Origin of the sequence: Kluyvera sp. EC_51, from assembly GCF_019584505.1 — a bacterium.
Classification (GTDB): Bacteria; Pseudomonadota; Gammaproteobacteria; order Enterobacterales; family Enterobacteriaceae; genus Kluyvera; species Kluyvera sichuanensis.
Window position 1 is genome coordinate 1 of record NZ_VDAG01000081.1, and the last position, 12,663, is coordinate 12,663.

The following is a 12,663-nucleotide window of genomic DNA, read 5'->3' on the forward strand; positions in this document are numbered from 1 at the left end:
TAGGTCGGGTCTCAGTCCAGGGCATAGCGAGTCTCCTCTTCTATGCCAGTTATAACTGTTACCCATGTATCCGGTCTAAAGTGTTACCTATGTTTCCGGTTTGTACCTTCGCTCGGCCGGGCTACCTATCGCAAAGTAGCCCGGCCGAGCGAAGCGACGCCGGGGAAAAGCGCACCGACCTTACAGATCAAAAAACACCGTTTCGTTCTCACCCTGTAAATAGATATCGAAACGGTACACCGTCTCGTTACCGCGCGTCTCTTTGTGCCCAATCAGCGTCTTGCGACGCACTTCCCATTCGATCAAATTCAGCACCGGGTCTTTCGCGTTTGCCTCCTGCTCATCGGAGAAATACATCCGCGTATTCAGGCCGATGTTGATCCCACGCGCCACGATCCACAGATTGACGTGCGGAGCCATCATCCGCCCATCGCGGCCCACGGCCTGGCCGGGTTTAATGGTGTCAAAGCGCCACACGCCGCTATCAAAGTTAGAGCAGGCGCGACCCCAGCCGCGGAAATCCTCATCCAGCGCTTTTTCCTGCTGCTGGTCCGCCACATGGTTGTAGCGCCCGGCGGCGTTGGCCTGCCAGATTTCAATCAGCACATCGCGCACCGGCGTGCCGGAACCATCAAACACGCGCCCCTCAATGGCGATGCGTTCGCCGGGCGTATGGCTGTTGGCAAGCGTAGCGCCGAAGTTCTCTTCAAAGATATGGAAGCCAGCAGCGTCCGGAGCCAGACCGATATGTACATATGGGCCTGCGGTTTGCGAGGCGGTTTCCGGTAAATAGTCTTTCATCGTGCAGCCCCCTGGGTGCGATTTTCAAACAGCGTGGCGCGTTGTCCACGCAGCACCAGATCAAAACGATAGGCCAGACAGTCGAGCGGCACAGCGGCGTGAGTATCCAGCTCCGCAATCAGCGTGCGAACGGCATCATCATTATTGATGGTTTTGACGATAGGGCACTGCTTGATAAGCGGGTCACCCTCAAAGTACATCTGGGTAATCAGGCGCTGGGCAAAGGCTTCGCCAAAAATGGAGAAGTGAATATGTGAAGGACGCCAGTCGCTTGCCTGGTTGCGCCACGGGTACGGGCCGGGCTTGATGGTTCGGAAGAAGTAGTAGCCGTTTTCGTCGGTCAACACGCGTCCACAGCCGCCGAAGTTAGGGTCAATCGGCGCCAGATATTGGTCTTTCTTATGACGATAACGCCCGCCAGCGTTAGCCTGCCACACCTCTACCAGCGTGTTTTTCAGCGGCCGACCGAAGCCGTCACGCACGTAGCCGTGAACGATAATCCGCTCGCCAATGGGTAGGCCGTCTCTGGCGTAGTTGAGAATTAAGTCGTTATCCAGCGGGCCGAGATCCTGCTGCGAAAAGACCGGGCCGGTAATTTCTGACAGTGAATTTTGTAGCGAAATAAGGGCGTTACGCGGCGAACGCAGGACGCTGGTTTTATAACCTGGGGCGTAGGCTGGGGGATGATTGTTGTAATCCCGGTGAATCACTTCTTGCGGTGACCATTTCGTGCTCATAGGTGGCTCCGTGTAGGGTATTTTATTATTGCCGCAGACAGTGTGTGTAAATATATTGTTAATTTAAAGTGAATTTAAGGTGCATTTTAAATAACCTCTGGTTATGTAATCGGAACCATTCGCTCAATAAGTTCAGTCAGTTGCCGCGATCACAGTTTGTAAATTCTTACCGCATAGCGCCATGGCCTTTCCTACACTGCAAATATATCCACAGGAGACATGGCATCATGGCGCACACCCTTTCGGCAGATGATATTCGGGAAGAGTTTTCACAAGCGATGTCAGCGATGTATCAGCAAGAAGTTCCGCAATATGGAACGTTGTTGGCATTAGTGGCTGACGTCAATCTGGCGGTACTGGAAAATAACACGCGTCTGTATGAACAGCTGGCTAACGCGGACGAACTGGCACGCCTCAACGTTGAACGCCACGGCGCGATTCGCGTCGGCACGGCACAGGAACTTACTACGCTGTGCCGGATGTTTGCCATTATGGGAATGTTGCCGGTGGGCTATTACGATCTCTCGGTGGCTGGCGTGCCGGTACATTCAACGGCGTTTCGCCCGGTGGAGGATGCGGCGCTGCAGCGCAATCCGTTCCGTATCTTCACCTCTTTATTACGCCTTGAGTTGATTGACGACCCGGCACTGCGCCAGAAAGCCGCGCAGATCCTCGCACAGCGCGATATCTTTACCCCGCGTTGCCGGGCGCTGATGGATCGCCATGACGAGCAGGGCGGATTCACTGCGTCGCAGGCGCAGGAGTTTGTCCGCGAAGCGTTGGAGACGTTCCGCTGGCATCGACATACCACCGTGGATAAAGAAACCTATCAGGCGCTGCACCAGCAGCACCGGCTGATCGCTGATGTGGTCTGCTTCCCCGGCTGCCACATTAACCACCTCACGCCGCGCACGCTGGATATCGACCGCGCTCAGGAACTGATGTCCGACTACGGCATGGAACCGAAGGCGGTGATTGAAGGCCCGCCGCGGCGGTCGGTACCGCTGCTACTGCGCCAGACCAGCTTTAAAGCGCTGGAAGAGCCGGTGCAGTTTGCGGGTGAGTCGAGCGGAACGCACACCGCGCGTTTTGGTGAAATTGAGCAGCGCGGGATCGCGCTAACGCCTAAAGGTCGGGCTTTGTACGACAAGCTGTTGAGTGAGGCCGGCGTGGGCAAAGATAACCTGAGTCACCAGCAGCATCTGCAAGAGGTGTTCAAAGCCTTCCCGGACAGCGAATTCTTACTGCGCCAGCAGGGGCTGGCCTGGTTCCGCTACCGATTAACGCCGACCGGCGACGCCCATCGGCAGGCGATTCATCCGGGCGATGACCCGCAGCCGTTTATCGAGCGCGGCTGGATTATCGCTCAGCCCATCACCTATGAAGATTTTCTGCCGGTCAGCGCGGCGGGGATTTTCCAGTCTAATCTGGGTGGCGATGGGCAGACGCGCGCCCACGGCAACGCCAGCCGCGACGCATTTGAAGCGGCGCTGGGGCGCCAGGTACTGGACGAATTTAGCCTGTATGAGGAGGCGTCGCTGCGCAGCAAACGTCGTTGCGGTCTGCTCTGAAACAGGTACTTTGCATAGCAGTGAAGAAAACCAGGATGAAGAGTGAATGCAGAATAGCGCAACGCGGGTGGAGACCCGACAGGGGACGTTAACGGGCGTCGTTGACGAGGATGTGTATCGCTGGAGCGGCATTCCTTACGCCGCGCCGCCGGTGGGCCCGCTGCGCTGGCGTGCGCCACAGCCGGTTTCACCGTGGCAGGGCGTGCGCCAGGCGGATACATTTTCGGCCGCCAGCTGGCAGAGCGCGGAGTACTGTCAGGAGCTGGGGGGCGGCGATCCCGGTCGCTTTTCTGAAGACTGCCTCTATCTGAACGTCTGGTCGCCCATTAAGCGTCAGAAACCGCTGCCGGTCATGGTTTGGCTGCACGGTGGTGGTTTTACCATCGGCTCAGGCGGATTACCACCTTACGATGGCAAGGCACTGGCGCGGCGCGAGGTGATTGTGGTCACGCTCAACTACCGCCTTGGCCATCTCGGCTTTTTTGCTCATCCGGCATTGGAGGGCGAAGATGGCGAACGGCTGTACAATTTTGGCCTGATGGATCAAATCGCCGCGCTACGCTGGGTTCAGGAGAATATCGAATCCTTTGGCGGAGATCGTGACAACGTCACGTTGTTTGGTGAGTCAGCCGGGGCGCGCAGCGTCCTGTCGCTAATGACGTCACCGAAAGCCATCGGTCTGTTCCATAAAGCCATCATTCAAAGCGGCTATACCTTGCCCGACCTACCGCGTGACGACGCGCTGGCTCGCGGCGAACGGCTGGCCGAACACTTTAATCTGCCAAACGCGTCGGCGCACTCTCTGAGAGAGATTCCCGCCGAGGCTTTCTGGCCGCTTACTGCACCTCATAATATTGGCCCCGCTCCGATTGTCGGCGATGCGGTGCTACCGCAGCCAATGCTCGACGTTTTCTTTGCCGGAAAGCAACACGTCATGCCGGTGCTGGTCGGATCTAACAGCGATGAAGCCAGCGTGATGGCCGTATTTGGCGTGGACTTAGCCGAGCAAATCCAAAAACTACGCCGCGAGCGCCGTCTGGGACTAGGGCTGATTAAGCTGCTCTACCCGGGTGTGAAAGGCGATGAGGAGTTGGGCCGTCAGGTGTGCCGGGATATGGCGTTTACCACCCTGGGCTACGTGGTGATGCAGGCTCAGCAACGGGTGAATCAACCCTGCTGGCGTTACTGGTTTGATTATGTTGCCGAGGCCGAGCACGACACCTATCGCCACGGCGCGTGGCATGGCAATGAGGTGCCCTATGTCTTTGATACATTGGGGCAGATAACGCCATCATGCGATTACGTCACGCCCCGCGATCTCCAGGTGGCGGCTCAGGTTGCCGACTACTGGGTCAGCTTCGCGCGTGACGCCAGTGCGAGCCATACCGTATTGGCGGGACCGGTGCGCTGGCCCGCCAGCGTACGCGGTCGCGACCGGCTTTTACGCATTGGTTTACGCAAGCTCGCCGGGTTCCATGTGGAAAATCGCTTTATGCGCGCGCGCCTGGCGTTGTTCAAACGCGTAATGAAGCATCATGTGAGTCTGGATTGACAGATTTTGTTGCGCTAGCAATTGGATTATCAATCAATTTTGTCTAGAGTGGGCGGCAATAACGCCGTTTTTATTTTGCAGCATTCCGACTTTAAAAGGACGCTTTGCCAGGCATGAATCGCAGACACTTTCTTAAATCTTCAATGGCTGTTGCCGCCGTGTGCGGGACTTCCGGTTTCGCATCGCTATTCTCCCAGGCCGCGATGGCAGAGGACTCCGGCATTGCCGACGGCCAGACGCGTCGCTTTGATTTCGGCGTACTGCAATCCATGGCGCACGATCTCTCTCGCCAGCCGTGGAGTGGCGCACCGCGCCCGCTGCCGGATACCCTGGCTAACCTGACGCCGCAGGCTTACAACAGCATTCAGTACGACGCTGAACATTCGCTGTGGAACAACGTCAAAGAGCGCCAACTGGACGTGCAGTTCTTCCACGTGGGGATGGGCTTCCGTCGTCGCGTGCGCATGTTCTCGCTGGACCCATCAAGCCACCAGGCGCGTGAAATTCATTTCCGCCCGGAGCTGTTCCAGTACAACGACGCCGGTGTTGACACCAAACAGCTGGAAGGGCAAACCGACCTCGGTTTTGCCGGTTTCCGCGTCTTTAAAGCGCCGGAGCTAGCGCGTCGCGATATCGTTGCCTTCCTCGGCGCGAGCTATTTCCGCGCGGTAGACAGCACCTACCAGTACGGCTTGTCCGCACGCGGTCTGGCGATTGATACCTATACCGACTCGCTGGAAGAGTTCCCTGACTTTACCTCTTTCTGGTTCGAAACCGCGAAGCCGGGTGACACCTCCTTCACCGTCTACGCGCTGCTGGATAGCGCCAGCGTCACCGGCGCGTACAAGTTCGTGGTGCACTGCGAAAAAGCGCAGGTGATCATGGATGTGGAAAACCATATCTATGCGCGTAAAGACATCAAACAGCTCGGTATTGCGCCGATGACCAGCATGTTCAGCTGCGGCAACAACGAGCGCCGCGTCTGCGACACCATCCACCCGCAAATTCACGATTCCGACCGCCTGGCGATGTGGCTCGGCAACGGTGAGTGGGTGTGTCGTCCGCTGAATAACCCGCAGAAGCTGCAGTTCAACGCCTATCAGGATAAAAACCCGAAGGGCTTCGGTCTGCTGCAGCTTGACCGCGATTTCACCCACTATCAGGACGTTATGGGCTGGTACAACAAACGCCCAAGCCTGTGGGTTGAGCCGCGTAACCAGTGGGGTAAAGGGGCCGTCAGCCTGATGGAGATCCCAACCACCGGTGAAACGCTCGATAACATCGTCTGCTTCTGGCAGCCGGAAAAACCGATGAAGGCGGGCGATACGCTAAACTTTAGCTACCGCTTGTACTGGAGCGCGATGCCGCCGGTACGTTCTCCGCTGGCGCGCGTACTGGCGACCCGCACCGGCATGGGCAGCTTCCCGGAAGGGTGGGCACCGGGCGAGCATTACCCGGAAAAATGGTCTCGTCGTTTTGCTATCGACTTTGTCGGCGGCGATCTGAAAGCGGCTGCGCCGAAAGGCATCGAGCCGGTGATTACGCTCTCCAGCGGGGAAGCGAAGCAGATTGAGATCCTCTACGTTGAACCGTTCGACGGCTACCGCATTCTCTTTGACTGGTACCCAACGTCCGATTCGACCGACCCGGTGGACATGCGCCTGTTCCTGCGCTGCCGCGGCGACGCCATCAGCGAAACCTGGCTGTATCAATACTTCCCGCCAGCGCCGGACAAGCGTCAGTACGTTGACGACCGCGTAATGAAATAACCTGCCTGTAGCCCGGCCGAGCGTAGCGACGCCGGGGTTTTCTTGATTCAGAGACAGCCTAAATGACCACCGCTGAAACCATCACCGTCAATGACTCCGTCACTCTCCATGCCGTCAATGAAAGCCACGTCTCGGGGCTGTACCAGATGGTGCAGCGCAACAAAGTGTGGTTACAGCAGACGCTGAACTGGCCGCAGTACGTTAACAGTGAACAGGATTCTCGTCAGAACGTGCAGGGCAATATGATGCTGCATCAGCGCGGCATCGCCAAAATGTTCCTGATTTTCGTTGATAACCAGATGGCGGGCGTGCTGTCGTTCAACCAGATCGAGCCCTCGAACAAAACGGGCTATATCGGCTACTGGCTGGATGAAAGCGCGCAGGGGAAAGGGACGCTGTCGGCGGCGCTACAGGCGTTTATTCGCTACTATGCCGAACGTGGGGAAATTCGCCGCTTTGTGATTAAGTGTCGGGTAGATAACCTGCGCAGCAATCAGGTGGCGATGCGCAACGGTTTTCAACTGGAAGGGTGCTTACGCCAGGCGGAGTTCCTTAACGGCGTTTATCACGACCAGAATATCTACGCGCGGATTGTCGATGCCACCACGCTATAGCGCACCGAAGAGCGGGGTGCGGGTAATCCGCTGCGCCCCGGTTATCGCTTTACGCCCGCGGAGATGAATCGCGTCTCCCGGTAGCGCCTCCACCACCACGCTATCGGTGATATCAATGTGATACTCGATCAGCACATCGCCAATGACCCGTGCATCACCTTGAATAAGCACGTGATCGTCGAGCAAAATCGGCCCGCCCTGTAAGTGCGCGTTGCCGCCGACCAGCACGTGGTGCTTCAACACGCAGTTGCCTTCAACCACCGCGTTTTCCGCCACCTGCGAGCTGTAGCGCAAGGTGGGGATCTCATCCTCGCCGCGCCCGGCGATAATGCGTGCATGGCCATAGACTTTGGCGCAGTCGCACACCCAGATATTGTTCTCTTCGTTGCCGTCTAACCGGGCGTTGTCGAAAACCTCCGCCCGATGCTCAACAAAGGCATGCACCAGCAAGGCTTTGCCGTAGATTTGCGCCTGGTGTACAACCCGACAGTGCCGCAACTGGGCGGCATCGTAGATTTGTAGCACCTGTTCGCTATCGGCGGTTAAGCCTCGGGCACCCACGACCTGCGACTGCTCGGCGATATGGGCGTAGCCAAACAGGTGGCAGAAGCCGTGAACCTGCGAATCGTGCACGGTGGCATCGCCGCTCACTCGCGCATGGTGGCTGACCCGGCTGGCCTGAACCCACGCGTTGCCGCCGACTTCGGCCTGATGGCTGATTTCACAAGGCTGCGTCACCCTCGCGTTTTCGGTCACTCTGGCCCCGGCATAGACCAGGCTGTTCTCATCATAAATCCAGCATTCGCCATCGTGACTCAGCGACAGTTCGTTTTCGACCCAGCCACCGAGGCTACCGAAGGTCACATCGGCAAAATCCTGCAAAGCAATAATCTGACGCACCACCACGCTCTCTCTGGCGCCGGGTTCGCCAATTTGCACGCTGCGCGTTTCATCGCTGAGACGATATTTTTTCATCATGGCCTCGATGGGTATGCGGATAAAGTAAATGTAGCAAATCATCGCAATACTGGAGGGAATCTGCCCGTGATGGCAACGGTCTGGCTTTATGCGCGACAGAAAAATGAAGTATAACGGGGTATCCGTTTTGACCTTCAATACCAACAGCCTCCAGGGGGAGCGATGCTTTTATCCAGTCTGATAGCGATTGCAGCCGTATTAGTGATGGGCGTCATGAGCCCCGGCCCGAGTTTTATCTACGTGGCGCGAACTGCCGTGGTGCATTCCCGCATGCACGGCCTGGTGACGGCGCTGGGCACCGGCGTTGGCGCGGCGACATTTGCCATGATGGCGATGCTGGGGCTGCAAAAGGTGCTTAACGCGGTGCCGGAACTGTTTATCGGTCTTAAAATTGCCGGCGGCGCCTACCTTATCTGGATGGGGATTAAAATTTTCCGCGGCGCGCGTCAGCCAATGGCGATCGCGGTAGGGGGCGAAAAACGGGAACTTTCCCTGTGGAAAGCATTTCGTGACGGCCTGCTCACCCAATTGAGCAACCCCAAAACGGCGATTGTCTTTGCCTCTATTTTCACCGCGCTGCTGCCAGCTAATATTCCGACCGCGTTTTACTACATCGTACCGGTAATGAGCTTCGTGATTGATGCGGGCTGGTATTCGCTGGTGGCGCTGGTACTGTCGGCGGAAAAACCACGTCGCGTTTATCTGCGTATTAAAGGCGCGGTAGACCGTACTTCTGCAACCGTTCTGGGCATCCTTGGCGTGAAGCTTATCTATACTTCCTTTTCGCGCTAGCGCACCAGTAAAGAATCATTTAAAATACAACTTAACAAAATTTGATTAATTAAACTAAATGCATAATAACGAGAATGAAGCTCGGGTACTTAATTTGCCCGTGGGCTACTTTGGGATGGTTCTGGGCACCATTGGAATGGGCTTTGCCTGGCGTTACGCCAGCACCATTCTGCCGGTAAGTCATCGCATTGGCGATGCGCTGGTGGTGCTTGCTATTGTGATGTGGGGGTTGTTAACCCTGGCTTTTCTGACGCGGGCGGTACGCTTTCCGTACAGCGTCTGGCAGGAGATGAATCATCCCATCGCCAGCAGTTTTGTCAGCCTGTTTCCAGCGACGACGATGCTGGTGGCCATTGGCGTGACGCCGTGGGCGAGGCCGTTGGCGCTGGCCCTGTTTTGCGTCGGCGTAGCGTTGCAACTGAGCTATGCCGCCTGGCAAACCGCCGGGCTATGGCGCGGGGAGCATCCGGCAGATGCCACCACGCCGGGGCTCTATTTGCCCACCGTGGCCAACAACTTCATCAGCGCGATGGCCTGCGGAGCGCTGGGCTTTAACGACGCCGGGCTGGTGTTTCTTGGTGCAGGGGTTATTTCATGGATTACGCTCGAGCCTGCCATCGTCCAACGCTTACGCAGCGGCGGGGTGCTCTCCGTACCGCTACGTACTTCGCTCGGCATTCAACTGGCCCCAGCGTTGGTGGCCTGTAACGCCTGGCTGAGCATCAACGGTGGCCATGCGGATGTGTTTGCCAAAATGCTGTTTGGCTATGGCCTGCTGCAGCTGCTGTTTATGTTGCGCCTGATGCCCTGGTATCTGCGCCAGGCGTTTAACGCCTCGTTCTGGAGCTTCTCGTTCGGTATTTCCGCACTGGCTTCCACCGGACTACATCTTGGCCACGCCAGCGGTTCTGGTTTTTTCCATAACCTGGCGCTACCGCTGTTTATTTTCACCAATATCGTGATCGGCCTGCTGCTGATTAAAACGCTGCTGTTGCTGCTTCAGGGCAAACTTTTGACCCGTGTTGCTCCGTCGACACTGATGAAACCGAAGGATGAACAATGACTACTCGTGACGAAAACTACTTCACCGAAAAATATGGCCTGACCCGCACCCATTCTGACGTGCTGTATGCGGCAACACAGGTTGCGCCGGGTAAAACGTTGGATCTTGGCTGTGGCAACGGGCGTAACAGCCTCTATCTGGCGGCAAACGGCTACGATGTGACGGCGTGGGATAAGAACCCAATGAGCATCCAGAACCTGCTGTCGATTCGCGAAGCGGAAGGGCTGGAAAACCTGCAAGCGTCGGTGAAAGATCTCAACACGCTGACCATTGACGGTGAATATGATTTTATTCTCTCCACCGTGGTGATGATGTTCCTTGAGTCGAGCACTATCCCACGCCTTATCCCCAACATGCAGCGCTGCACCAAACCGGGTGGCTACAACCTGATTGTCGCCGCGATGGACACCGAGGATTTCCCTTGCACCGTTGGTTTTCCGTTTGCTTTTAAAGCCGGTGAGCTGAAAAACTATTACGAAGGCTGGGATCTGCTGAAATATAACGAGGACGTCGGCGAACTTCACCGTACCGATGAAAACGGTAATCGCATTAAATTACGCTTTGCTACTATGCTGGCACGCAAGAAATCATAATTGGTATTTATATAACGGGCGTAAGCCCGTTATGGCGTGAATCATTTTTGTGAATAATGAGAGCCAACTCCATTTTTGCCGCGACAAACTCCTGATTCATTTGCTATAACTTACTGGCATTTGTGCATTTATCAGGGATTATTCTCATGCGTACTCAAGCGTTTTTCAAAGCGGCGGCCCTTGTGGGCGTTCTGGCATTAGCGGGCTGTGCATCGAAAACCACCACCCCCGAGCAATATTCAGGATTTTTAAAAGATTATTCTGGCCTGAAGGAAGCCACCACGGCGTCAGGAAAAACGGAACTGCGTTGGATCTCTCCGGACTACAAACCGGCTAACTACGCTAACGTCGTCTACAACCCGGTAACCTACTACCCGGTACCGAAGCCGACGACGCAGGTTGGGCAGAAAGCGCTGACCGACATTCTGAACTACACCAACACCGAGCTGAAAAAAGCCATCAGCGAGCGTAAGCCGCTGGCGACGACGGCTGGCCCGCATAGCCTGATCTTCCGCGGTGCGATTACCGCCGTTGACTCCAGCAAAGAAGGCCTGCAGTTCTACGAAGTGATCCCAATCGCGATGGTGGTTGCGGGTACTGAAGCGGCGACCGGCCACCGTACCATGAATACCAACCTCTACTTTGAAGGCGAACTGATTGACGCGGCGACCAATAAACCGGTCATTAAAGTGGTGCGTAAAGGCGAGGGTAAAGACCTGTCTAACTCCAACTCCCAGCTGACGCTGGATACGTTGAAACAGGTTATCGATGATATGGCCATTGATGCCGTTAAATTCGATCCATCCCAGAAGTAATTTTACTTTAGCGTTCTCGTAAATAAAGGGCGACACGCAGGTGCCGCCCTTATTTTATTTATTCATGCTCTGCCTTCTTTTAATAGTTGCGCAATTGCAGACGCCTGCTCGGCATAATTCCCTTGGCCAAAAAAGATATACCCGAAGTTTCATATGGGTGATGGGGGTTTACATATACTGGGAGATACGGAAGAGGCTGAAGCGTTCATGAATTTCTCCTGGACAGAGGCTTGATATCATCAAATCAAAAACGATAGCGAACGAAGTATAGGCGGCTATCGCGACGAGGATGTGCGGGATTACGGGGATGTTGCCAGCCACGGTATCCAAAGAGAGGCCAGATACAGTGTGATACAGACAAACGCCCGGGCTACATGCGATATCGTAGCCCGGCCGAGCAAAGCGACGCCGGGATCACGCCCGACTTAAAAACGGCACTCGCCACATTTCCGGTTTGGCAAACATCACCAGGTTCCCCAGAAGAATCAGCACCAGCCCGACCACCGCGTTCGCATGCCACTGGTAGCCCTCGTACATTGTCGACAGCGTCAGCGCGACCAGCGGGAACAGCAGCGTACTGTAGGCGGCGTTGCTGGCACCAATACGCCCAACCAGGGTGAAATAGACGCCGAACGCAATCACCGAACCGAAGATCGCCAGATAGAACAGGGCGCCCATATAGCTCACCGTCCACTGTGGGGTGAAATCATCACCGCGCAGCAGGGCGATAACGCCGATGATAATGGTGCCGTAAAGCATCGCCCAGGTGTTGGTGGTCAGCGTCTCCAGGCCACGGCGCTGGTGGCGCATGCTGAGCATATTCCCCAGCGAAAAACCGTAGGTCCCGAGCGCGCTGAGTAAAATCCCGGCCAGCAGCGTGCTGCTCATACCTACCGCCTGCAGGTCATCCCAGAAGAGGGTGACGATGCCGCATAACCCCAGCAGTGCGGCAAGATAGAAGCGCTTTGGTGGCGTCTGACGGAAAAAGATAAAGCTGTTGATGGCGTTAAACAGCACCGCCATGGAGAAAATCACTGACTCAAGGCCGGTGTTAATCCATTTTGCGGCGGTATAAAAACAGAGGAAGTTAAAGCCGAACACGCAGCACCCCTGCACGATGCAGAACAGGTGATCGCGCAGCGCCAACGGGCGTAGACGGCGCAGACTCAGTAAAATGGTCATCATGGTGAGGCTGGCAATGGCAAAACGCCAGAAAATGGAAACCGCCTCAGGAACCGGGCCCTGCTGTAAAAAGATAGCAATCCAGGTGGTTCCCCAGATAACAACGACCAGAGCATAGAGCAGTGCGTTCATCATTCCTCGCCAAATCACAATGAAAAACACAGTGTGCGGGGATGTGATGCGCGGCGCTTGCAGA

At 56.1% G+C, this 12,663-nt stretch carries 12 protein-coding genes; 8 read left to right on the forward strand and 4 right to left on the reverse strand.

The genetic code is table 11. The annotated features are described in order from the left end of the window. Positions 1-180: 180 nt before the first annotated feature. Positions 181-801, reverse strand: a complete 621-nt coding sequence (gene pcaG / locus FHC49_RS14205) for a protocatechuate 3,4-dioxygenase subunit alpha (protein WP_220440119.1) — start codon at positions 799-801, stop codon at positions 181-183. After that, positions 798-1,538, reverse strand: a complete 741-nt coding sequence (pcaH, locus tag FHC49_RS14210; protein WP_220440120.1) for a protocatechuate 3,4-dioxygenase subunit beta — start codon at positions 1,536-1,538, stop codon at positions 798-800. The genes pcaG and pcaH overlap by 4 nt, the downstream gene beginning before the upstream one ends. A 227-nt stretch (positions 1,539-1,765) precedes the next feature. On the opposite strand from pcaH, the gene FHC49_RS14215 reads away from it, so the two are divergent. The 4 genes from FHC49_RS14215 to rimL all read left to right on the forward strand — a co-directional run bounded on the left by FHC49_RS14215 (position 1,766) and on the right by rimL (position 7,044). Continuing rightward, positions 1,766-3,109, forward strand: coding sequence for a VOC family protein (locus FHC49_RS14215; RefSeq protein WP_220440121.1), 1,344 nt, complete (start codon positions 1,766-1,768; stop codon positions 3,107-3,109). Positions 3,110-3,155: 46 nt separating this feature from the next. Then, the gene (locus FHC49_RS14220) at positions 3,156-4,661 is read left to right on the forward strand and encodes a carboxylesterase/lipase family protein (protein WP_220440122.1); all 1,506 of its coding nucleotides are present in this window, start codon (positions 3,156-3,158) and stop codon (positions 4,659-4,661) included. A 113-nt stretch (positions 4,662-4,774) separates the two neighbouring features. Further along, positions 4,775-6,430 carry a glucan biosynthesis protein D gene (locus tag FHC49_RS14225; RefSeq protein WP_185668699.1) on the forward strand — a complete coding sequence of 552 codons (1,656 nt, stop codon included), beginning with the start codon at positions 4,775-4,777 and terminating at the stop codon, positions 6,428-6,430. Between the two features lie 62 nt (positions 6,431-6,492). Next, positions 6,493-7,044, forward strand: coding sequence for a 50S ribosomal protein L7/L12-serine acetyltransferase (gene rimL, locus FHC49_RS14230; protein ID WP_220440123.1), 552 nt, complete (start codon positions 6,493-6,495; stop codon positions 7,042-7,044). Here rimL and ydcK read toward each other — a convergent pair. Next, positions 7,039-8,019: a YdcK family protein gene (gene ydcK, locus FHC49_RS14235; RefSeq protein WP_220440124.1), complete on the reverse strand. Its 981-nt coding sequence runs from the start codon at positions 8,017-8,019 to the stop codon at positions 7,039-7,041. The genes rimL and ydcK overlap by 6 nt on opposite strands. Positions 8,020-8,184: 165 nt before the next feature. Between ydcK and FHC49_RS14240 the strand changes: the two genes are divergently transcribed. From FHC49_RS14240 to FHC49_RS14255, 4 genes are all read left to right on the forward strand, one after another. Continuing rightward, positions 8,185-8,814: a LysE family translocator gene (locus FHC49_RS14240; protein WP_220440125.1), complete on the forward strand. Its 630-nt coding sequence runs from the start codon at positions 8,185-8,187 to the stop codon at positions 8,812-8,814. A 58-nt stretch (positions 8,815-8,872) separates the two neighbouring features. Beyond that, positions 8,873-9,877: a dicarboxylate transporter/tellurite-resistance protein TehA gene (gene tehA / locus FHC49_RS14245; RefSeq protein WP_220440126.1), complete on the forward strand. Its 1,005-nt coding sequence runs from the start codon at positions 8,873-8,875 to the stop codon at positions 9,875-9,877. Next, the gene (gene tehB / locus FHC49_RS14250; RefSeq protein ID WP_220440127.1) at positions 9,874-10,470 is read left to right on the forward strand and encodes a tellurite resistance methyltransferase TehB; all 597 of its coding nucleotides are present in this window, start codon (positions 9,874-9,876) and stop codon (positions 10,468-10,470) included. Before tehA ends, tehB begins: the two co-directional genes overlap by 4 nt. A 146-nt stretch (positions 10,471-10,616) precedes the next feature. Next, complete coding sequence (locus tag FHC49_RS14255) at positions 10,617-11,285, forward strand: DUF3313 domain-containing protein (RefSeq protein WP_185669090.1); 669 nt, start codon at positions 10,617-10,619, stop codon at positions 11,283-11,285. Positions 11,286-11,699: 414 nt separating this feature from the next. Here the strand turns inward: FHC49_RS14255 and FHC49_RS14260 are convergent, their stop codons facing one another. After that, on the reverse strand, positions 11,700-12,599 hold the full coding sequence (locus FHC49_RS14260; RefSeq protein ID WP_220440185.1) for a DMT family transporter: 900 nt from the start codon (positions 12,597-12,599) through the stop codon (positions 11,700-11,702). Positions 12,600-12,663 lie beyond the last annotated feature (64 nt).

Coding starts and splice junctions, on each gene's coding strand:
- FHC49_RS14225 (WP_185668699.1), top strand. CDS start 4,775: ATGAATCGCAGACACTTTCTTAAATCTTCAATGGCTGTTGCCGCCGTG.
- tehA (WP_220440126.1), top strand. CDS start 8,873: ATGCATAATAACGAGAATGAAGCTCGGGTACTTAATTTGCCCGTGGGC.
- FHC49_RS14240 (WP_220440125.1), top strand. CDS start 8,185: ATGCTTTTATCCAGTCTGATAGCGATTGCAGCCGTATTAGTGATGGGC.
- tehB (WP_220440127.1), top strand. CDS start 9,874: ATGACTACTCGTGACGAAAACTACTTCACCGAAAAATATGGCCTGACC.
- pcaH (WP_220440120.1), bottom strand. CDS start 1,538: ATGAGCACGAAATGGTCACCGCAAGAAGTGATTCACCGGGATTACAAC.
- FHC49_RS14215 (WP_220440121.1), top strand. CDS start 1,766: ATGGCGCACACCCTTTCGGCAGATGATATTCGGGAAGAGTTTTCACAA.
- ydcK (WP_220440124.1), bottom strand. CDS start 8,019: ATGAAAAAATATCGTCTCAGCGATGAAACGCGCAGCGTGCAAATTGGC.
- rimL (WP_220440123.1), top strand. CDS start 6,493: ATGACCACCGCTGAAACCATCACCGTCAATGACTCCGTCACTCTCCAT.
- FHC49_RS14220 (WP_220440122.1), top strand. CDS start 3,156: ATGCAGAATAGCGCAACGCGGGTGGAGACCCGACAGGGGACGTTAACG.
- FHC49_RS14255 (WP_185669090.1), top strand. CDS start 10,617: ATGCGTACTCAAGCGTTTTTCAAAGCGGCGGCCCTTGTGGGCGTTCTG.
- pcaG (WP_220440119.1), bottom strand. CDS start 801: ATGAAAGACTATTTACCGGAAACCGCCTCGCAAACCGCAGGCCCATAT.
- FHC49_RS14260 (WP_220440185.1), bottom strand. CDS start 12,599: ATGAACGCACTGCTCTATGCTCTGGTCGTTGTTATCTGGGGAACCACC.